At 37.4% G+C, this 18,878-nt stretch carries 21 protein-coding genes, 1 pseudogene and 1 other annotated feature; of the genes and pseudogenes, 10 read left to right on the top strand and 12 right to left on the bottom strand.

What is annotated here, in order from left to right; genetic code table 11:
* The first annotated feature begins 83 nt into the window (after nt 1–83).
* Nucleotides 84–1,106, top strand: coding sequence for a DUF3231 family protein (locus ACZ9EE_RS27700; RefSeq protein ID WP_476031773.1), 1,023 nt, complete (start codon nt 84–86; stop codon nt 1,104–1,106).
* Nucleotides 1,107–1,348: 242 nt separating this feature from the next.
* Here ACZ9EE_RS27700 and ACZ9EE_RS27695 read toward each other — a convergent pair whose 3' ends face one another.
* The 3 genes from ACZ9EE_RS27695 to ACZ9EE_RS27685 form a co-directional block, all read right to left on the bottom strand.
* Nucleotides 1,349–2,290 (bottom strand): ring-cleaving dioxygenase, encoded by a 942-nt coding sequence (locus ACZ9EE_RS27695; protein WP_476031772.1) that lies wholly within the window; start codon nt 2,288–2,290, stop codon nt 1,349–1,351.
* Nucleotides 2,291–2,394: 104 nt separating this feature from the next.
* Nucleotides 2,395–2,793 carry a DoxX family protein gene (locus ACZ9EE_RS27690; protein WP_476031771.1) on the bottom strand — a complete coding sequence of 133 codons (399 nt, stop codon included), beginning with the start codon at nt 2,791–2,793 and terminating at the stop codon, nt 2,395–2,397.
* Nucleotides 2,794–2,849: 56 nt separating this feature from the next.
* Nucleotides 2,850–3,272 (bottom strand): MarR family winged helix-turn-helix transcriptional regulator, encoded by a 423-nt coding sequence (locus ACZ9EE_RS27685; RefSeq protein ID WP_476031770.1) that lies wholly within the window; start codon nt 3,270–3,272, stop codon nt 2,850–2,852.
* A 449-nt stretch (nt 3,273–3,721) separates the two neighbouring features.
* On the opposite strand from ACZ9EE_RS27685, the gene ACZ9EE_RS27680 reads away from it, so the two are divergent.
* Nucleotides 3,722–4,831 (top strand): site-2 protease family protein, encoded by a 1,110-nt coding sequence (locus tag ACZ9EE_RS27680; protein ID WP_476033124.1) that lies wholly within the window; start codon nt 3,722–3,724, stop codon nt 4,829–4,831.
* 127 nt (nt 4,832–4,958) lie between these two features.
* Here the strand turns inward: ACZ9EE_RS27680 and ACZ9EE_RS27675 are convergent, their stop codons facing one another.
* Nucleotides 4,959–6,239, bottom strand: a complete 1,281-nt coding sequence (locus tag ACZ9EE_RS27675; protein WP_476031769.1) for an MFS transporter — start codon at nt 6,237–6,239, stop codon at nt 4,959–4,961.
* 201 nt (nt 6,240–6,440) lie between these two features.
* Between ACZ9EE_RS27675 and ACZ9EE_RS27670 the strand changes: the two genes are divergently transcribed.
* Nucleotides 6,441–6,776: a hypothetical protein gene (locus ACZ9EE_RS27670; protein ID WP_476031768.1), complete on the top strand. Its 336-nt coding sequence runs from the start codon at nt 6,441–6,443 to the stop codon at nt 6,774–6,776.
* Nucleotides 6,777–6,899: 123 nt separating this feature from the next.
* Nucleotides 6,900–7,893, top strand: a pseudogene (locus ACZ9EE_RS27665) (LLM class flavin-dependent oxidoreductase).
* A 22-nt stretch (nt 7,894–7,915) separates the two neighbouring features.
* Here the strand turns inward: ACZ9EE_RS27665 and ACZ9EE_RS27660 are convergent.
* From ACZ9EE_RS27660 to ACZ9EE_RS27635, 6 genes are all read right to left on the bottom strand, one after another.
* The gene (locus ACZ9EE_RS27660; protein ID WP_476031767.1) at nt 7,916–8,686 is read right to left on the bottom strand and encodes a TatD family hydrolase; all 771 of its coding nucleotides are present in this window, start codon (nt 8,684–8,686) and stop codon (nt 7,916–7,918) included.
* Nucleotides 8,687–8,849: 163 nt separating this feature from the next.
* Nucleotides 8,850–10,553: a 2-isopropylmalate synthase gene (locus ACZ9EE_RS27655; protein WP_476031766.1), complete on the bottom strand. Its 1,704-nt coding sequence runs from the start codon at nt 10,551–10,553 to the stop codon at nt 8,850–8,852.
* Nucleotides 10,554–10,616: 63 nt separating this feature from the next.
* Nucleotides 10,617–10,837: a binding site (T-box leader), on the bottom strand.
* A 370-nt stretch (nt 10,838–11,207) separates the two neighbouring features.
* Complete coding sequence (locus ACZ9EE_RS27650; protein WP_476031765.1) at nt 11,208–11,393, bottom strand: sporulation protein Cse60; 186 nt, start codon at nt 11,391–11,393, stop codon at nt 11,208–11,210.
* Nucleotides 11,394–11,585: 192 nt separating this feature from the next.
* Nucleotides 11,586–11,759: an SPW repeat protein gene (locus ACZ9EE_RS27645; protein ID WP_476031764.1), complete on the bottom strand. Its 174-nt coding sequence runs from the start codon at nt 11,757–11,759 to the stop codon at nt 11,586–11,588.
* A 375-nt stretch (nt 11,760–12,134) separates the two neighbouring features.
* A complete protein-coding gene (locus tag ACZ9EE_RS27640) occupies nt 12,135–12,584 on the bottom strand; it encodes a helix-turn-helix domain-containing protein (protein WP_476031763.1) in 450 nt (149 codons plus the stop codon).
* A gap of 160 nt (nt 12,585–12,744) precedes the next feature.
* Nucleotides 12,745–13,125, bottom strand: coding sequence for a VOC family protein (locus tag ACZ9EE_RS27635; RefSeq protein ID WP_476031762.1), 381 nt, complete (start codon nt 13,123–13,125; stop codon nt 12,745–12,747).
* Between the two features lie 199 nt (nt 13,126–13,324).
* Between ACZ9EE_RS27635 and ACZ9EE_RS27630 the strand changes: the two genes are divergently transcribed.
* Nucleotides 13,325–13,621, top strand: coding sequence for an RNA polymerase alpha subunit C-terminal domain-containing protein (locus ACZ9EE_RS27630; protein ID WP_476031761.1), 297 nt, complete (start codon nt 13,325–13,327; stop codon nt 13,619–13,621).
* 147 nt (nt 13,622–13,768) lie between these two features.
* Here the strand turns inward: ACZ9EE_RS27630 and ACZ9EE_RS27625 are convergent, their stop codons facing one another.
* Entirely contained in the window at nt 13,769–13,912 is a 144-nt protein-coding gene (locus tag ACZ9EE_RS27625; RefSeq protein ID WP_476031760.1) for a hypothetical protein, read from the bottom strand.
* Nucleotides 13,913–14,175: 263 nt separating this feature from the next.
* Between ACZ9EE_RS27625 and ACZ9EE_RS27620 the strand changes: the two genes are divergently transcribed.
* Complete coding sequence (locus ACZ9EE_RS27620) at nt 14,176–14,319, top strand: hypothetical protein (protein ID WP_476031759.1); 144 nt, start codon at nt 14,176–14,178, stop codon at nt 14,317–14,319.
* 83 nt (nt 14,320–14,402) lie between these two features.
* Here ACZ9EE_RS27620 and ACZ9EE_RS27615 read toward each other — a convergent pair whose 3' ends face one another.
* A complete protein-coding gene (locus tag ACZ9EE_RS27615) occupies nt 14,403–14,654 on the bottom strand; it encodes a hypothetical protein (RefSeq protein ID WP_476031758.1) in 252 nt (83 codons plus the stop codon).
* A 255-nt stretch (nt 14,655–14,909) separates the two neighbouring features.
* On the opposite strand from ACZ9EE_RS27615, the gene ACZ9EE_RS27610 reads away from it, so the two are divergent.
* The 4 genes from ACZ9EE_RS27610 (at nt 14,910) to ACZ9EE_RS27595 (ending at nt 18,878) form a co-directional block, all read left to right on the top strand.
* Nucleotides 14,910–15,548: a response regulator gene (locus ACZ9EE_RS27610; protein WP_476031757.1), complete on the top strand. Its 639-nt coding sequence runs from the start codon at nt 14,910–14,912 to the stop codon at nt 15,546–15,548.
* A 12-nt stretch (nt 15,549–15,560) separates the two neighbouring features.
* Complete coding sequence (locus tag ACZ9EE_RS27605) at nt 15,561–16,667, top strand: sensor histidine kinase (RefSeq protein ID WP_476031756.1); 1,107 nt, start codon at nt 15,561–15,563, stop codon at nt 16,665–16,667.
* A 143-nt stretch (nt 16,668–16,810) separates the two neighbouring features.
* Complete coding sequence (locus ACZ9EE_RS27600; protein ID WP_476031755.1) at nt 16,811–17,746, top strand: ABC transporter ATP-binding protein; 936 nt, start codon at nt 16,811–16,813, stop codon at nt 17,744–17,746.
* Nucleotides 17,747–17,759: 13 nt separating this feature from the next.
* Nucleotides 17,760–18,878, top strand: a complete 1,119-nt coding sequence (locus tag ACZ9EE_RS27595; RefSeq protein WP_476031754.1) for an ABC transporter permease — start codon at nt 17,760–17,762, stop codon at nt 18,876–18,878.

Genomic DNA, 18,878 nt, shown 5'->3' with positions numbered 1-18,878 from the left:
GTTTTTGAAATAATATTGAGGTTAATTCTTAGACCCTCAAGAGATACTAATCCTAAAAATATATTTAGGAAGGGTTTAATGAATTGGAACGGGATAAAAAGGAAGTATATATTGAACTGACTTGCACTGAAATCGGTGGTCTTTGGGGTGTTTTTTTTCAAGAGAGCATGAGTACTTGTTTCCTAATTTATTTTTTGCATCACCTTCGGGATGAAGATATTATTCCGTTAGCACAAGAGTCTTTACAAATTTCACAAGGGCGATTAAATAAAATAAAAAATATCTACCTTGCCGAAAATTTTCCTGTGCCTGCTGCTTTTTCAGAAGGGGATTTGAATTTGTCTGCTCCACCTTTATTTAATGATGCATTTGCTCTAAGTTACATTTACATGATGAATCGGTTGGGAATGATTAATTTTAGCTATACTGCGTCAAACAATGTCAGACTTGATGTACTTGATTTTTTTACAGAGTGTATTCATACCTCTTCTGAAATGTTCGGTAAAGCAGTGAAGATGATGTTGTCTAAAGGCATTTATGATCGCCCGCCTAAAATGACCTACCCAAAAGAAATTGAGTTTGTTCAGAAGGAATCTTTTCTATCGGGAATGATAGGAAATAAACGTCCCTTGAATGCCATTGAATTATCCGAAATATTCTTTAACATTGAGCGGAATTACTTTTCCGTTCTTATCATGATTGGATTTGCTCAAGTGATAAAGGATAAGAAACTGATAGACCACATTATGAGGGGTAAAACTCTTAGTGAAAATCAAATTTCTTTTTTTAACAATTTATTAATGAAGGAAGACCTTCTTGGAACCGTAACCGTGAACATGGAAGTAACGGACTCTACTTTGTCACCTTTTTCAGATAAACTTATTTTTTCTATGATAAATGCATTGAATTCTGTTGATATTAGCTTAATTTCGCACGCAATGTCAGTGTCTATGCGAACCGACCTCACAGCTCAATATACTAAAATTATTGCAGAGGTAATGCTCTACGCTAAAGAAACATTTGATATTTTGGTTCAAAAGAAGTGGCTAGAACAACCTCCTCTAGTGACAAATAGGAATAAGCTTATACATAAGAAAAAATCGTAAATAAATTACATCTCCATTTTCCGGACATATTGGAATTGGTTCGGTTATTGAAGATCGGCATTGATTTATTTTCCAGACTTGTGTCTTCAACGAGGCTTATTGACGACTGGCAATGAATTATTTTTCAGATTTAGGTCGTCAATCAGGCATATTAACAACCGTCTTTGATTTAGTTTGCACGCTTGGGTAGTCAATCAAGGCTGTTGACTACCCTCTTTGTATTATTTTTCAAGATTGCGTCATCAATCATCTAAATCTCTTACTTCAAAAGGCATCAAGCCTTTCTCAATCTGACCTCTATATTGTTCATACTGTTCCGGAAGCATTAATTTTTTACCCATGGTCTCAAATGATTCGTCATGTGCGAATCCTGGAGGATCTGTCGCAATTTCAAATAGTATTTCACCATGTTCCCTAAAATAAATCGCATTAAAATAATTTCTGTCTTTGACAGGAGTGACCCCATATCCGTTAGCTGCAACATGCCGTTTCCAATCCAATTGGTCTTGATCATCCACGGCCCGCCAGGCAATATGGTGTACGGTTCCTACCCCCATTTGTCCGCGTCCAATCGGCGTTAATTTAAGGTCAATCACATTGCCAATATCGGCGGTAGATCGGAACCGAGTGAAATCTCCCTCATTCCCGATCACTTCAAGACCTAATACCTTTTCTAACAATTCAGCGGTTTGGTTAGGCTGGGTTGATAATAAGGTCGCTCCGCCAAAACCTTTAATAGCAACCTCTGGTGTTACCTCACCAAAGATCCACGGATTGATTTCGCCTTCTTTTCTTTCCACTAATTCCAAGTGAAGTCCATGTGGATCATCAAATTCCAGATATTGCTCGCCAAAACGTTCGATTTTCGTAAAAGGAATTTGGAACTTTCCGAGTCTTTGTTCCCAAAACACAAACGAACCCTTTGGAACAACATATGAAGTAACTCCAACCTGACCATCACCAATGATTCCTTGACGAGCCCCAGCCCATGGAAAGAATGTAATAATGGTTCCTGGTTTTCCACCTTGATTCCCGAAGTAAAGGTGATAAGTCTCTGGATCATCAAAATTGACTGTTTGTTTCACTAAACGCAATCCCAAAACTCCAGCGTAGAAATCCACATTTTCTTGAGGATGACCGACAATGGCTGTGATATGATGGATACCCATTATTTTTTTAGTCATGGTGGAACACTCCTTTTTCAACATTCATTGTTTATTTTGTTCCTAGTTCAAACATTAAAACCTTAAATTTTCATATTAATTTAAGAATCTCCAATTCAAGATATTTAAAATAAAAATGTATCTATAGCATACTGACCAGGACCTATTAGCGCTATACCAATCGTAACCGCTAGCAAGGTTAAGTTATATTCATAGCCATTTGATGTTGCCCATAATCCATTGGCACCATGTACCTTCACGATTGCCATTACCATAGTCCCAGCAATTATGATACCAGCTAGCGGCGTCAGAAGACCCACAGCAAACAAAATTCCGCCAATAAGTTCAGCTAATCCTGCAAAAAGTGCCATGGTTACGCCTGGCTTCATTCCAATCGACTCAAACCATCCGCCTGTTCCTTTTAAACCGTAACCGCCGAACCAGCCAAATAGCTTTTGCGCCCCGTGTCCCACAAAAAGTAAACCTATTACTAAACGAATAATTAATAAACCAATATTTATCATCTTAAAATCCTCCTAAGTGTTTTTTTATCTCGAATTCGAGGTAATTATTAAAAAAATTAAACTTTATTCCTTACCTTTTTCAACAAATGAACCAATGTCTCTGCCTCTTCGGAATCTAACGAATCAAACATATCATCCACTACCTGATGATATTTAGGCATAATTTTATCCATAAATTCATTTCCATCTTCAGTTAATGAAACATGGATAGCTCTTCGATCACTTGGACAGTCACTTCTATTCAATAACCCTTTTTGTTCTAACTTATCTATCACATAGGTCATGGAACCACTTGAGATTAAAATACAGTTACCAATCTGCTGGATGGTTTGTTTCCCTTTATGATAAAGTACTTCCAAAACCGAGAATTCCGTAATATTTAGCTTGTTTTTTGACATTTCTTCCTTAATTCGATCATGAACAGCTTTTGATGTTTGCATTAATAGCAGAAAGGGCAAATTCGTGCATTTCTTCTCCATTTCACTCACCTCCCATAAATCTCGAATTAACATATCTTGAATATGAGATAATCTTAATACTAATAAAGTTATTTGTCAACAACATTTTGAGTGTCGTATTTTCGATGGTTCTACTATTGAAAGATGCCCCTCTCGCGCATGAGTTTAAAGAATAGCTCTTGAAACTACGTTTTCCTATAAATAATAACGAAAACCACGGAATCATGATGATAGCGAGATCAAATACCTTGTGTCTCTTTGATACCATATGTAAATTCACCTCAACCTGCTTTTTCTATACTTGTTTAAGTTATCCAATAGTTTTAAAAAATTCACTTTATTCCCTTCAAATTTTATCTTCATACTTGCTTAATTGTTAACTTTTTTTCCCATTCCTTCTTGTATAATAGATATACAAATAATTTTCCGCTTATCCAAATGATACGGTTTTTAAAGGAGATGTTTGTTTGATAAAAAGGAAAATCAAAAGCGGCAAAAAAACCTCTTTAGGAGTAATTGGTACGATTGGTGCTGTACTATTGGGGAAATTAAAATATGTTCTCGTAGTCTTAAAATTCCTTAAACTTCAAACACTTTTAAGCATGTTTATTACGCTCGGATCCTATGCCTTCATTTTTGGCTGGAAGTTTGCCGTAGCGATCGTCTATTTATTATTTATTCATGAAATGGGTCATGCCTATGCTGCGAAAAGGATTAAACTTCCCGTCAGCCCAGCTATATTTATTCCTTTTATGGGGGCGGTTATTGGGATGAAGGAAATGCCAAAAAGCGCAAAGGATGAGGGCTATTTAGCGTATATGGGGCCTTTATTTGGATTGTTATCCTTTTTGCCGGCGATTCCTTTGTATATATATACACATGAACCTTTCTGGGCGCTTCTGATTATTTTGGGTGGGATGATCAATTTATTTAATCTGATCCCTATTACTCCATTAGATGGCGGAAGGATTGCCGCTGGGATTAGTACTAAGCTATGGGGTTTAGGAATCATTTTGTTATTGGCTTACTCCATTTACAATCTTAGCTTCATAGGCTTTATCATTGTCATCCTGGGTTCATTAGAATGGTACAAATTATATAAAAAACAAAAACGTTTAAAGGATGATCAACTAGAAGTTCAAGAACTCGAAATTCTAATGGAGAATGTATCTCTAGAATCTCATTCTCTAGATTCGACTTATGACATGGTTAGAAAGGCAAAATGGAAAATCGCAAATCTAGAGATTTGTCAGCTATTAAATACACTGGCTTTGGAAATTGAAAAAATGAAAAAGGATCTTTATCTACAACAATTGTCTGGTACTTATAATCTGAGTGAAGAAGCTATCCATGACAATCACCAAGTCATTTTAGATATTCTTAACCAATTAGAAAAAAAATTATCAGCCTATAAAAAAAATATCCTGTTAACGAAAAGTTATTATAAAACAGATAGAAAAACGAAGCTGCAATTATTTTTGATTTATATTGGGTTAGTCCTTGCCCTAACGATTAGTTATTATTATGGCAATGAAATTCTCATGAATCATCCAGATATACAAAAAGAGTTGAATAGATAAAAACGTAATCTCAAAAATGAAATGCAGACAACCAAAAAAGGGTACACACACAGTTAATCCGTGGTGTACCCTTTTTATTATAAGAGAACTGATTGAATCGTATCCAGCACTAAACCGACAGCAAACTTTAAATTAATTCATCTTTCTTTTTGAGAATTATATATAGGACGATGCTGCACACCGAACAAACAAGAGCTAGAGAAGCAATAAATCCGTATCCTGCCTGTAATCCCACTACCTCATTCACAGTTCCACCATCACTTTTGAACATCTTACTAACTAAATCGATAATAAAACCTATCATTAGATTACCTATTACACTGGCAATCCCCATTAATGTAACAGTAAATGTAATCGCAGTACCTGTACCTTTTGGGTAGCGTTTTGCTAAAAGTGCCATGACAGTTGGATATATTAACGCAATTCCCACTCCTGATATGGCAAATAAAATCGCCCCTTTTTCTCCGGTCAAAATGGCAGCAAGGCCGCATATGCCTGAAAAGGCTGAGGCAATAAAGATCGATAAGGTAAAACCAATTTTATCCGTTACAGATCCTAAAAAGAGCCTGGCGAGCATAAAAAACAGGAAAAACATAGATAACATCTTAGATGCATCGTTAATGTTCCATTTATAGGCTTTTACCAAAAACTGTACAAGCCAACTTCCAATCGCAATCTCGGAGACCACACCGAAAGACAGAACGGCAACGATAAGCCATGCGACTGGGTCACGGATTAGAGAATGATAGGAAGTAGTTTCTTCCACTTCATGCGTTTCTTTTGGAATTTTCCCTAACAGCGAAGGAACAATTGGCAGCAGTGATAATAGTAACACCAAGAGGTACATCCCCCGCCACCCCATTTCTTGACCAAAAACATTCCAGCCCATTATGGATGCTGCAATAGTCGGAGCAACGGTTGAACTAAGCCCGTAAAAAAAGTGGGATAGGTTCATCATTGCACCGGTATTTTTAGTGAAAATTCGAGCCGTCATGATTCCTAGTCCAATCTCCAGAACACCGTTGCCAATGTACAATAAAAAGAACGAAGCAGAGAGAGTGGCGTAATTGGCTGATAGAAAAATAACAAACCCCGCTAACGCCATAGATAAAAATGCGATGACTCCCGTCCATTTAATCCCTATTTTATTGCTAAGTGCTGATGTAAATGAGCATGCAAGCAGATAGCCTAAAGAATTCAAGGCTAGTAGAATTCCAATTTGGGACTGACTTAAATGAAGTTCATTTTGGATGATTGGAATAGCTGGACCTTTTATGTTTTCTGATAAACCAAAAATAAGAAAGCCCCCAAAAACAATACTAAGCAATAGATAATAATTGTATTTTGGATTTACCTTTAGGGAATTGCTATTTTTTTCAGTACTTAGAGAATGTTGTTGTGTTTCCATGAAAGTTCCTTTCTTTTAAAAAAATTAGCTATTCTATCATGTACGTCGTCTTATCATTTACTTGATAGCATATAGTTTGATAAGTAAAGAACCAAAACCGTAGCGATCATCTCGATTTTTTATTCCAAAAGAGATCTGCTGTATGTGACTTATTTTTCGGGCTGGAAAAATATACAACATTCAGTAAAGGATGTGGGCTTAATGGATTTAAACACCTTTATCAGATTATATCAAGAATTTTTAAAAGAATGTGAACAAAATGGATGGATGGTCGAAGTTCTTATTGAAGAATTCGGTAATTATCTTGCTGCCATCACAAATATGGAGGGAGTCGAAGTGCAATTCTATATTGAATTGGACTTAGAAAATTGTGTACACCTTAGTGAGGCTACCAATCAAAGCAGACTGGATTATGGCGTAATAAGGGATGAAGGTAAAGGTGACCTTTTTGCGAAACAAGTATTGGATGAATTCCACCAGTACTGGGTGAAGCATATACCGAAAAGGTACTCGAGCTTTATTCTCTATAAACAATAAAATTTATTCATCGAAGGAGGTATAATTGTGTATTATATCTTCTTTATTTTTTTACCAAAATATGTGATAAGGAAAGTTAGACAAGACAACATAAACTATGCACGTTTGCTGGAGGGTAAATCATTGAAATTAAGCGTTCTCAATCAATCTGTTATATGTAAGGGTGATTCGGCAAGTACCACTTTACAAAAAACAGTAAAATTAGCTCAGTTAACAGAGGATTTAGGATACATTCGCTTTTGGGTTGCGGAACATCATAATACCAATGGAATGGCCGGTTCCTCTCCAGAAATTCTAATTTCGCATATAGCATCAATGACTGGGAAAATACGTGTCGGTTCAGGCGGTGTATTACTCCCTCAGTATAGCCCATATAAGATTGCCGAGAACTTTAAAGTATTAGAGGCCTTGTTTCCGAACCGGATTGATTTAGGAGTCGGACGTTCCCCAGGTGGTTCCGCGACCACGCGGCTCGCATTGACAGATGGAATACGAAAAAGCCTAAATGAATTTCCTCGGCAGGTATATGACCTGCAAGGTTTTTTACAGACCCGATTACCCGAAGACCACCCCTTTCATGAGGTTAAAGCATTCCCAATGACATCAAATTTACCGGAAGTATGGCTTTTGGGAATTACTCATAGAGGTGCAAGGCTGGCTGCAGAAAATGGGACAGCTTTTACTTATGGCCATTTTATCACTCCAGAACACGGACTGCGGGCTATGGAACACATATTATAATGATTTTCAACCATCACCATTGTTGGCGAAGCCAAAGGTGAATGTTTGTGTATTTGTAGTCTGTGCCTCAACACAGGCAAAAGCCGAAGAATTGGCATTAAGCCAAGATATGTGGCTGTTAGCAGTTGAAAAAGGAATTGATACCAGGATCCCTTCCATTATAGAAGCAAAGAACCTACCGTTAACCTACGACGACCGAATTAAGATTAGAGAAAATCGAAAGCGCATGATTATTGGTACACCTCAAAAAGTTAAAAGCGAACTTCTTCGGTTGAGTGAAAAATACCAAACGGAGGAATTTATGATTATAAGCAATATCCATGACTTTCAGGACAAAATTGAAAGCTATACTTTGTTAGCTGAAACATTTCTTTAACCTAATCCGATCAAATAAATGATTAAATACTATAGAATGACTTCGTATTTTCTAATAATCTTTCGGAAACTTCTTCTTCTGAAAGATTTTTTATTTTAGCAATCATGGAAATGGAATGCTTCATCATGTCAGGGTGAGTCATTTTTCCTAAAAAAGGACCTTCGAACGGCCATGGACCGTCTGTTTCAATCATCATTTTCTCTAATGGATAGGTTTGGACCAAATTCTGAATTTTTTCCTTATAAACAATTTCAGGAGTAACAGAGATAAAATATCCAGCTTCGATCATTCTCGAAATCGTTTTATCATCCCCTTTAAACCAATGGAAATGTGCCTTTGTCACTGAATGCTTTTCCAAAAGATCACAAACAATCGGTGCATCATCATAGACGGCATGCAGAGCAATCGGCTTGTCCCACTTTCTTGCTATTTCCACAAACGTTTCAAGATGGTCAATATACTTTCCATACTGCGATGTAGATACCTTTTGGTCCTCCCTTAAATAGTAAGGCAAACCTACCTCTCCAATAGCAATCATTTCTGCTTGATGTTGAACCATCCATTTAATCAGTCTGGAAAATTCATCTTCTGTTGGCAGACTCTGTTCTGGATGAAACCCAAATATAGGTTTAATTTTTTGATATTTCCTTGATAATTGAAGATTTTTCTTACAAGATTCAAGATCAAATGAAACCGATAGCAAAGCCTCAATCGAATCTGTTCTTTCCAATATCAAGTCTATTTCTTTATCTGGATACCGCTCTAAATGAATATGGGCATCAATCATTTTCATTTGGATTTACACTCTCTTTCTATCTTTGTTTTAATATATTTAATCCTGTGGTTTTATCTTCTTAAAAATAGAGATTAATTACCTAACAAGACAAGAATAAAGGGCTGCCAGAATCACTGTTTAGAACAGATGACACAGCTGCCCACATCTTAAATCTCAAAATTTATCTATTTGAAAGAGAAAATCCTTTACCAATTGTAGGTTCAACACTAGATACCATGTTATTAACGGCACTAAACAGTGCTTTTATCGAAGAGGCCATAATATCGGCATCAATCCCACAGCCCCAATAAACTGCCCCATCTAACGCAGTGAATCCCACATAAGAGACAGCATTAGATTCCGAACCTCTTTCTAATGCATGTTCCTTGTAAACTAAATCTTTAAAATCGAGCCCCAGTGTGGTGCGAAGACCATTGCTGATGGCGTCAAGTTTTCCATTCCCGATGCCAGTCAATTCGTGAGCCTCACCGTTTATCTTGACTGATACAGTCGTTTCATATTTTTCATTCTGAGTAAATCGATAATTGATAAACTCAACAGGGTTATTAATATTGACATATTCTTTTATGAAAATATCATAGATTTCATTTGGCATAAGTTCCTTATGCATACGGTCCGATACATTTTTAACACTATAGCCAAAGCTTTCACGCATCTCCGCCGGTAGATCAAGTCCAAAATTCTGCATCAGCACATAGCCGATACCTCCCTTACCTGATTGGCTATTAATACGGATAATATCGCCTTCATACTGTCTGCCAATATCCTTTGGATCAATCAATAAATAAGGGACTGTCCAATACTCATTTTCCTTTTCCTCACGCCACTTCATTCCTTTTGCGATGGCATCCTGATGGGATCCTGAGAACGCCGTAAAAACAAGTTCTCCACCATACGGGTGTCTTTCATGAACTTTCATTCTTGTTAATTTCTCATACTTGGCAAGGATGTGATAAATATTTTCAAAATGAAGCTTTGGATTTACTCCATGTGAATACATGTTTAAAGCAAGTGTTACAATATCTACGTTTCCTGTTCTTTCTCCATTACCAAACAGTGTCCCTTCTACCCTCTGTGCTCCCGCAAGCATCCCCAGCTCTGCATCAGCAACCCCAGTTCCCCTGTCATTGTGCGGATGAAGTGAAAGAATGACATTGTCCCGGAAGTTTAGATGATCACTCATGTATTCAATTTGACTTGCATAAACATGCGGCATTGACATAGACACTGTAGCTGGAAGATTGATAATCACCTTGTTATCTGCAGTAGGCTGCCACACATCAAGGACCCGGTTACAAATTTCAAGCGCAAACTCCATTTCTGTGCCTGTGAAGCTTTCCGGTGAATATTGAAACTGGAAATTCCCCTCCGTTTCGGCAGCGTATTTCTTAACCATCTTTGCACCGGTTACCGCAATGTCGATAATTTCTTCCTCCGTTTTTTGGAACACCTGCTCTCGCTGCGGCACGGATGTTGAATTGTACAGGTGGACGACAGCCTTATTCACTCCTTGAAGCGATTCAAACGTTTTTCTGATAATATGCTCTCTTGATTGTGTTAATACTTGAATGGTCACATCATCTGGAATTAACTCCTGCTCAATCAACGTACGTAAAAAAGTATATTCTGTTTCAGATGCGGCAGGAAAGCCCACTTCTATTTCTTTGAAGCCTACTTCTAACAGTAATTGAAAATATTCCAGCTTCTCCTCCAGACTCATCGGCACAACCAAGGCTTGGTTTCCATCTCTTAAGTCCACACTGCACCATGTTGGAGCTTCCTCAATATACTCCTTTTCCGTCCATTTCAAACTTTTTACTGGAGGCATGAAATAACCTCTGGAATACTTTTCAATATTTTTCATTCTGTTGCCCACCTTTTTATCAATTTAATTTGTCCTTTTTCAATAAAAAAAGCCTATCATCTCATAAGAGACGACAGGCTTTGCCTACGTGGTACCACTCTTTTTGATTCGTTTAAAAAGCAAACGAATCCACTTGACGACTTTATTACGGTGATCAACCGTTAAGGCCTACTTTTCAGCCTTACCACTCCTGGGTGAGTTGGGGGAGTTATTGACTGTCTTTCACCAACCGACAGCTCTCTAAACAATAAATATCCCTTAATACTCCCAATCATCGCGTTTGATTTTTTTGAATTTTCCCCATTTTATTATTAATTTTAAAATCAGTCAACCCTTTAGTTAATTATTTTTCTCAATCACCAGCATATTAATCTCTAATCAAGTGAATTTTATTATTCTTTCGCAGTGGATCCACTATTGAGGACTAGAATATTTAGAATACTTGGATGAGATTTAATGGGGAAAAGCGGAGCTGGAAAAATAAAAAAAGAGCGATTCAGCTCTTTTTTATTGATCCTTCTGCATCAAAACTATATTAACTATTAAAATGAAAAAGAGCTGCCTTTTTTCAAGGTAAAGGAATAAATTAGATTACTATGTGAATAACATCATTCAAAAATTATTCCAAAGATTTAAGTGTTGGAATACTAGCCTTTATAGTTTTTGCACGACCTTATAAACCACAACTATAGAAATGGTGTCTCCGTCCAAACTTGCTACCTTAACATCGACGAAATTCATTTGGTCAAGGGTATTTAAAAAAACATTGACCTGTTCCTCGACATCACTTGGTGGGCCCGTAAATATTTTTGTTCTTATCTTACGAACCGTATATTCCAAAATGCATCCGCTCCCTTAAATTATTGAATCTAATGCTACAGATGTGACTCTTGTTTGTCGCCAAAATTTCTATCAACCTATCATGCCTGCTTTTTGTACATTACTTCAATTCTTCCTTGTATTTATCTTTTTAGCCAACAGCAGAGAAAGACAATTGAAAGAACTCTGCTGCTGGCCAGTTAAAATTTTGTTCTAAGAATTATTGTTTTTTTGCGCCGCGCCTGACCAAATAGCAAGAACTAAGACAATGATTCCAAAAATGACACTATTCCACAAAGCGCCAGCATTGCTGGTGAAACCATACACCCATGGAGAAATGATGAGCCAGACACCGATCAGACCAGTAAGCCAAAGTTGCCACATCATAAAAACCTCCTATTTAATAATTGACGTTAACGTTAACGTCATTAAAATATATGAAATTCATGAGAATTTATTCCAATTCATGTTATTAGTCACCTATACTTTTTTGATCATCCGAAAAAATGGTTCCTCCAATAATCATAAACAACATTATAAATAGTTTGCATCTGAAGTGATGGGGGTAAGATGTTTTAAAAATCTGAAGTATATTGCCAATGGAAGGACTGGCGGAAGTGTGGTACTACTGCGGTTGCTGCAAGGAATTATGTTTATTTACATAGTTTAATATGCTAAAGTCATCGAAAAGAACAGACGAACAGTAAAGGGATACGTATCCTAAATCTGAAGTAGCTGCTTTATCATTTGTAGCTAGACCATTTACTTTTTCTCCAATTCATCCATAAAGTGTAATGAGCGTTCCACTTGCTCTTGGTACAGATCGCGCATGGTTTCCACGTTTTCTATTTTCGAATTCATTTTTTCAATCAAGTTGTGAAGAACGTCGATGTATTGCCTAACCAACACTCTTTGTCTATCGGCACTTTCCATATTCTCTTTAAATGTACGGCGTATTTCATTAAGCGACTCCTCTGCGTCCATGACTTCCTGAATCTCTTGAAGAGAGATACCCAAATAATCCTTCAGGCGGAGGATTTGTTTAAGTCGGTCAATCGTATTTTGATCATAAAGACGATGCCCGCCATTCGTGCGTAATGCAGGAGAAATAAGCCCTACTTCCTCATAATATCGAAGTGTTCTTGGGGTAATCCCAAGTTGCCTTGAAACCGTGTCAATGGTCAACACGTCGTAAATCTCATTATTCGTCAAGCTGAAACACCTACTTTGTACAGAATTAACTTGGATAAAAGGTATAAATCTATTAAAACACATGGATAACTTCCAAGTAAATCCATTTATTCACCACGCTATGTACCTTTTTTCTAAACAAAAAGGGATGCTGCTCAGCACCCCCTTATCATTTACATCTTCACTTTTTTTCCATGACAGCAAAGTAATTATTTTCACTATCTGCAAAGTTGAATACTCTTCCAGAAGGCATAGTGACCATTTCACCAACAGTAACGTTTTTGTTTGATAAGTCAGTATATAATTGATCTAGGTCTTTTGAAAAAAACATTAACGAGGGTGTACCAAGATTTAATTCAGGCTGCATTTTAGAAATTAGTTCCTTATTGTGAAGGACAATACTTGTCCCGGATTCATTTGCTGGAGCAATTTCAATCCATCTCAAGCCGTGACCGTTATCTTCGTCTGAAATTACCTTAAACCCCACTTTTTCAGTCCAAAATTTCACAGCCTCATCTTGATTACCTACATACAACATTACTTGCCCTAACATATTAATCATTCAGTTCACCCTCTATTTCATATTTGAATTTATTACCTCTATTAATTTATTGATAGGATTTAAAAATACTACTATTCCATTTTACCCAACCAAACCAATTAAAGATACATTTTTTATGGAAAATGATGTTAAAATAGGAGTAAAGTTGATTTACCATTATTAATAGATCGACTGAAAAATAAAAAGGAGAGCACTGAAAATGACATCTTCAAATAAAAGTTTACGAACATGCGTCAAAGGCCACAAATACTATAAAAGCAGCGACTGTCCGACCTGCCCAATTTGTGAAAAAGAACTTAAACCTGCCACTGGATTTCTTTCCATCCTTTCTGCCCCAGCCAGACGTGCATTAGAAAACAATGGGATCACTTCTTTACAACAGCTGTCCACCTATAGTGAAAATGAGATCTTGGAATTTCATGGTATGGGACCAGCTTCTTTACCGAAACTTAGAACGGCTTTGGAAGGCGAGGGTTTATCTTTCAAAGCCAAATAGCCAAGTGAATAATTTTTTCAACCCTCTTATTTCCTATAATTAAATATGTAATACTACTTGTTCCGTTCCCCTCGGTTCTATCGAAAACAAAAAGACTGCCATAATGACAGCCAGAATTTTTTGAATAGAATTAAAAAATCCTTTTATTTATTCGTCAAACTTAAATTTTGGTAAGGCTTCTACTGTATCGGTATTTGTTAGTTCTTCCTGCCTTACTTTTGCTTTTTTCACACCAAGAAGAATAACAATTCCAACAAATAGGATCGCAAGTAACAGCCAGAGAAAAACCATTATGAATCGCTCCCTTCAAATAAATAATGACCGCATTAGAATATATGAAGAAGAGCTTGTCTTTTTTAATGTCAAAATAATAAAAATTATTTACAGTTTTATAACTAAGTCGTTACCCAAAAATGTCAAGAAAGTTCAACTATTCTTCAATCCTTCCGCTTTACTCTTAATTAATCTTAAAAGAATAAAGAAATATGGTGAATATATTTTTAACAAATTCCAAACTATATGTTGGTATACCTTAATCAATGGAGGTGATTCCTTTGGATAAAAATGAAAAATTGAATAATAAAAGCAATAATGAAACCTCTACAGATACTTCTAAAAAGCCCATTGTGTTAGACCAAGTTCCTGAACCGCGCGGCAAGTATGGAGGACAGATCGATACCGATTTAGATAATTACTGACATTTGAACGCCATCATTTGGCGTTTTTTTATTTCTCTTTTGATAGGTTAGTAAAACAGTTAGTTTTATTTAATAAATTTTTTTCACCAAAAGACATCATCCATAGGGGGTAATTTTTGATTTTCCATTTGTTTTACTTGCTCTGTTAAATCTGCTGTACCGTTAACCATTACCTGTTCGATGACGGTTCTACGATAGCCGGTCTCTCGTTTAATGTTCTGAATGAACTGATACGCAACCTTGACAATTTCGCTTCTATTCCTTGCTTTAAAATGTCCTCTAGAAAGCATACCGACTTCTTCAATGGAAAGATGGACTTCCAGATGAAACTCCATGCATATCACCTCTTTATATTTACACTTTTATTATAGAACATATGTTCCTTTTTATGCAAAAAAGCAGGGGATCTCTAAATATAATTATTTAGAATAACGCCTCTCATATTAGCTGAACCCAACAACAATCGGTTTCTCGCATTGATAGGCATTTTTATTGTTCAGGAGTACTCCTCAAAAACCCTCCTTTCTGTTATGTTTAAGGTAACTGATTCCAAATTAAGGATGTGAAGGGCAGGTCAGTTCTGCTGTGAAATGAATATTAAAATATTGATAGCGGATGATAATTCGTTTATTCGCGAGGGCATGAAGATCATTTTGAGTACATACGGAGAGTTTGAGGTACTTGCAACCGTAGATGATGGTAAAGAAGCAGTTGAATATTGTCAACATCATCAAGTTGATATAGCTCTACTGGATGTAAGGATGCCCAATTTGAATGGCGTTGAAGCGACAAAACTTTTGACGGAAACAACGAAGACAAAACCGATGATTCTGACAACGTTTGATGACGATGAGTACATTATCGATGCGATTAAGAACGGAGCAAAAGGCTACTTATTGAAAAATACCGACCCGGAACGGATCCGCGATGCCATTAAAAGTGTTTACTTTGGCAACACTGTCATGCAGGATGTTGTGCTCGATAAGGTTAAAGCCAAAATGACTGGAAATGCAAAACCAGAATCCAAGGTGGATGCCAGCCTGTTCACGGAGCGGGAAATGGACATCATGACACTAATTGCTAAGGGCTATTCTAACAAGGCGATCTCTAAGGAGCTGTTTATTTCAGAAGGAACTGTTGCCAACTATATTACTTCGATTCTAGGTAAAACTGGATTGGAACATCGAACTCAAATTGCCATTTACTTTCTTACTGGCTCAATTGATTAAGAGGACGATGAAATGGAATTATGGATCATTTTCAGCAAGTTAATTATTATCCTATTTCTCAGCTTTTCCTATGTTCAATCCAAAACAAGCAGTCTGGCTTTGATTGTCCTATCGATTTTAGTATATTTCAGCCTAAATATTACCCTTTACCTTATTCGATCGGTAAAGGTAAGGATTTGCATCCACCTTGTATCGATGGTCGTTATTTTTATTACCTATCGGGAAGTGAATTCGTTATTCATCCTGCTCTTGCCAAATCACTTCTATGAGCTTGCCTGGCCTTTTTTTCAAAAAAAGTGGGTGTTGTTGGTAATGGGATTACTTCCTATATTCATTGTCCCTCACTTACAAGCGTTTTACGGTCTGGTTGCACTGTTTTGCTTTGTGGTTTATTTCATGACTACCCATTACTCGCAAAGGTTGATTAACTATGAGAATACGCTTGATAAGATGCGCGTTGACATGCAGCGTCTCTCCAAAAGCCTTCATGAAAATAAAGAGTACATTAGGCAATCGGAATATACGTCTCGCTTAGAGGAACGGAACCGGATTTCCCAGCAGATTCATGACAGCATTGGTCACTCCATGACGGGCGCACTGATTCAAATGGAAGCCGCTAAGACTCTTATGGCCATTGATCAGCCTAAAGCTGTGGAGCTGCTTCAGAATGCGATAGAAATTTCAAAAGAAGGAATCGAGGATATTAGGATTACCTTAAAAAATATGAAGCCCCCCACCGAACAAATCGGCTTACAGCGTCTAAAACTGTTCATTGAGGAGTTTTCGATCCAGCACCAATTACGAATGCCGTTGGTATACAAAGGAAACATAGATTTGATTACTCCGATTCAATGGAGGATTATTGCTGAAAATATCAACGAAGCCCTCACCAATTCATTAAAATACTCAGGTGCGTCGGAAATATCGATTGACATTCAGGTATTGAATAAACTAGTTCGGGTCGAGGTCCGGGATAACGGCAAAGGGATTGGCTCCGGCAAAGTGGTAAAAGGACTAGGCATCGTCGGTATGGAAGAACGAACCGCCTCCATAAAAGGCACAGTAATCGTCGACGGAACCAACGGTTTCTCCGTCACCACCCTCCTCCCCATCGCCTAATGAAAGCATTCATATGAAAAACATGAAATTTCTCATGTATAAAGGGTGAACTAATGCACTTATGTTAGTTCACCCTTTTTCCTTATAATTAAATTACAAATACAGGAAATGGTGTCAGGCACCATCCCTTTTGAGGTGAGATTATGAACGTGTTGGAGATTAAAAATTTAACGAAGAAATTTGGCGATTTTATTGCTGTTGATAATATGTCTTTAGTCATTCAAGAAGGTGAAATTTTCGGTTTCCTTGGATCCAATGGTGCCGGTAAGAGTACCACGATTAATATGATCTCAGGTCTTTTACGAAATAACAGCGGGGAAATCCATATCCTTGGCAAGAACATTGCTTCACACAGCAAGTTTGCCAAGATGAATATCGGGATTGTACCACAGGACTTGGCGATTTATGAGGATATGACAGCTTACGAGAATGTAAGATTTTTTGCAGGACTATATGGTTTGCGAGGAGCAGATTTAAAAAAACGGGTTGAAGAAGCACTGGAGTTTGTCGGGCTGTTAGATAAACAAAAGAGCTATCCAAAGAACTTTTCCGGCGGGATGAAACGCAGATTGAATATCGCTTGTGCGATTGCTCATCGCCCAAAGCTGATTATTATGGATGAACCAACTGTTGGCATTGATCCACAATCACGAAACTACATTTTAACCTCTGTCCGTAAGTTAAACGAGATGGGTTGTACCGTCATTTATACGAGCCACTACATGGAAGAGGTGGAAGAAATCTGCTCGCGGATTGCAATCGTTGATCACGGTAAGGTGATTGCGGAAGGAACAAAGGAGCAATTAAAAGCGATAATTACAGATACAAAGGATATCTTGATTGAAGTGAAAAACTCAGAAAACCTTGATGAAACGTCATTAAGAGAAATCAAAGGTGTCAATTCCGTTTCCAGCGAGGAGAACATGGTGAAAATCAACTCCCAATCGGAAATAAACAACTTAAACCAGATTATTCAGTTCTTCATCAACAGAGGTATAGAAATCCGCTCTCTCCAGGAGCTGGCTCCAAACCTTGAAACCGTCTTTCTTACTTTAACCGGTAGAAACTTAAGAGATTAGGAGGAATCAAAAAGTGAATATCATCAATATTGCTCTTAATGAATTCAAACGCAGCATCCGAGATTTTAGGACGCTGGTGTTTATGCTGGCCTTCCCCATTGTGTTAATGCTAATTCTCGGAACTGCTTTGTCTAGTACCTTTGACAAAAACATTAAAATTGGAAAAATCAATGTGCTATATACCGAAAAAAATGATCGTAACTTCTCAGAACAGTTCCAAAATTTTATAAAAGAAGCGAAAAAGCAAGACATCCATTTTTCAGAAGCAGCGAATGGCACTAATGGACAGCTGGCTGTTCAACAAAACAAATATGATGCTTATGTGATCGTTACTGATAAAGGAATTCATTTTTACGGCAGTGAACGGAACAGCATCCAGGCAAGTATGGTGGAAGGCATGCTGACTGCTTTTACCGATAAATACAACTTGATTACCGAAATAGCAAAGGAAAAACCTGAGCAAATACAAGCAGTATTAGCCAGTACCTCGAGCAGCTATGTAAAAGAAACCTCGTTAAATGCAGATAAAGCTCCAGGCTCGATGGATTATTACGCCATTGCGATGACCACTATGATTGCGTTATACAGTGCGATTTCCGCCAGTTCTTTAATACGCGGGGAAAGAAGGAGGAATACAGCTATTCGGCTCGCCATCGCACCTATTAACAAAATGGAAATTTTTCTTGGTAAAATTCTTGGGGGGATTGGAATTAACTATGTATGCATCTTGCTGGTAATGACTTTCAGCCGTTTTGTTTTTGGGGCAGACTGGGGGAGCCATCTCGGATTGGTAGTGCTTATTCTACTCACGCTCGTATTTCTTGCTGTCAGCTTTGGGCTCGGCCTCAGCTATATCATCAAAACGGATCATGGCATGCAAACCATTGTCATGATCGTCCTACAGCTTGCTGCTTTTTTTGGCGGGGCATATTTTAGAATTGACAACGCCGACGGGATTATGAGGCTCGTGATGAATTTATCCCCTTTGACATGGGCAAGGGATGCGTTAACAAAAATTATTTATAACAATGATCTAGCCGCTGCACTACCTGTAATCTCATTAAATATTGGCATTGCCATTGTTTTCCTAATGGTTGCGATTGTTGCATTCAGAAAACGGGAGGGTCTCTAG

Source organism: Bacillus sp. URHA0034 (assembly GCF_056280405.1).
Note: the sequence above shows the minus strand (reverse complement) of the source record. Positions and strands in the feature narration are given on the sequence as shown.

Excerpts from the sequence above, each read along its gene's own strand:
- ACZ9EE_RS27695 (WP_476031772.1), bottom strand. The coding sequence starts at position 2,290 with ATGACTAAAAAAATAATGGGTATCCATCATATCACAGCCATTGTCGGT.
- ACZ9EE_RS27690 (WP_476031771.1), bottom strand. The coding sequence starts at position 2,793 with ATGATAAATATTGGTTTATTAATTATTCGTTTAGTAATAGGTTTACTT.
- ACZ9EE_RS27685 (WP_476031770.1), bottom strand. The coding sequence starts at position 3,272 with ATGGAGAAGAAATGCACGAATTTGCCCTTTCTGCTATTAATGCAAACA.
- ACZ9EE_RS27675 (WP_476031769.1), bottom strand. The coding sequence starts at position 6,239 with ATGGAAACACAACAACATTCTCTAAGTACTGAAAAAAATAGCAATTCC.
- ACZ9EE_RS27670 (WP_476031768.1), top strand. The coding sequence starts at position 6,441 with ATGGATTTAAACACCTTTATCAGATTATATCAAGAATTTTTAAAAGAA.
- ACZ9EE_RS27660 (WP_476031767.1), bottom strand. The coding sequence starts at position 8,686 with ATGAAAATGATTGATGCCCATATTCATTTAGAGCGGTATCCAGATAAA.
- ACZ9EE_RS27655 (WP_476031766.1), bottom strand. The coding sequence starts at position 10,553 with ATGAAAAATATTGAAAAGTATTCCAGAGGTTATTTCATGCCTCCAGTA.
- ACZ9EE_RS27645 (WP_476031764.1), bottom strand. The coding sequence starts at position 11,759 with ATGATGTGGCAACTTTGGCTTACTGGTCTGATCGGTGTCTGGCTCATC.
- ACZ9EE_RS27635 (WP_476031762.1), bottom strand. The coding sequence starts at position 13,125 with ATGATTAATATGTTAGGGCAAGTAATGTTGTATGTAGGTAATCAAGAT.
- ACZ9EE_RS27630 (WP_476031761.1), top strand. The coding sequence starts at position 13,325 with ATGACATCTTCAAATAAAAGTTTACGAACATGCGTCAAAGGCCACAAA.
- ACZ9EE_RS27625 (WP_476031760.1), bottom strand. The coding sequence starts at position 13,912 with ATGGTTTTTCTCTGGCTGTTACTTGCGATCCTATTTGTTGGAATTGTT.
- ACZ9EE_RS27615 (WP_476031758.1), bottom strand. The coding sequence starts at position 14,654 with ATGGAGTTTCATCTGGAAGTCCATCTTTCCATTGAAGAAGTCGGTATG.
- ACZ9EE_RS27610 (WP_476031757.1), top strand. The coding sequence starts at position 14,910 with ATGAATATTAAAATATTGATAGCGGATGATAATTCGTTTATTCGCGAG.
- ACZ9EE_RS27605 (WP_476031756.1), top strand. The coding sequence starts at position 15,561 with ATGGAATTATGGATCATTTTCAGCAAGTTAATTATTATCCTATTTCTC.
- ACZ9EE_RS27600 (WP_476031755.1), top strand. The coding sequence starts at position 16,811 with ATGAACGTGTTGGAGATTAAAAATTTAACGAAGAAATTTGGCGATTTT.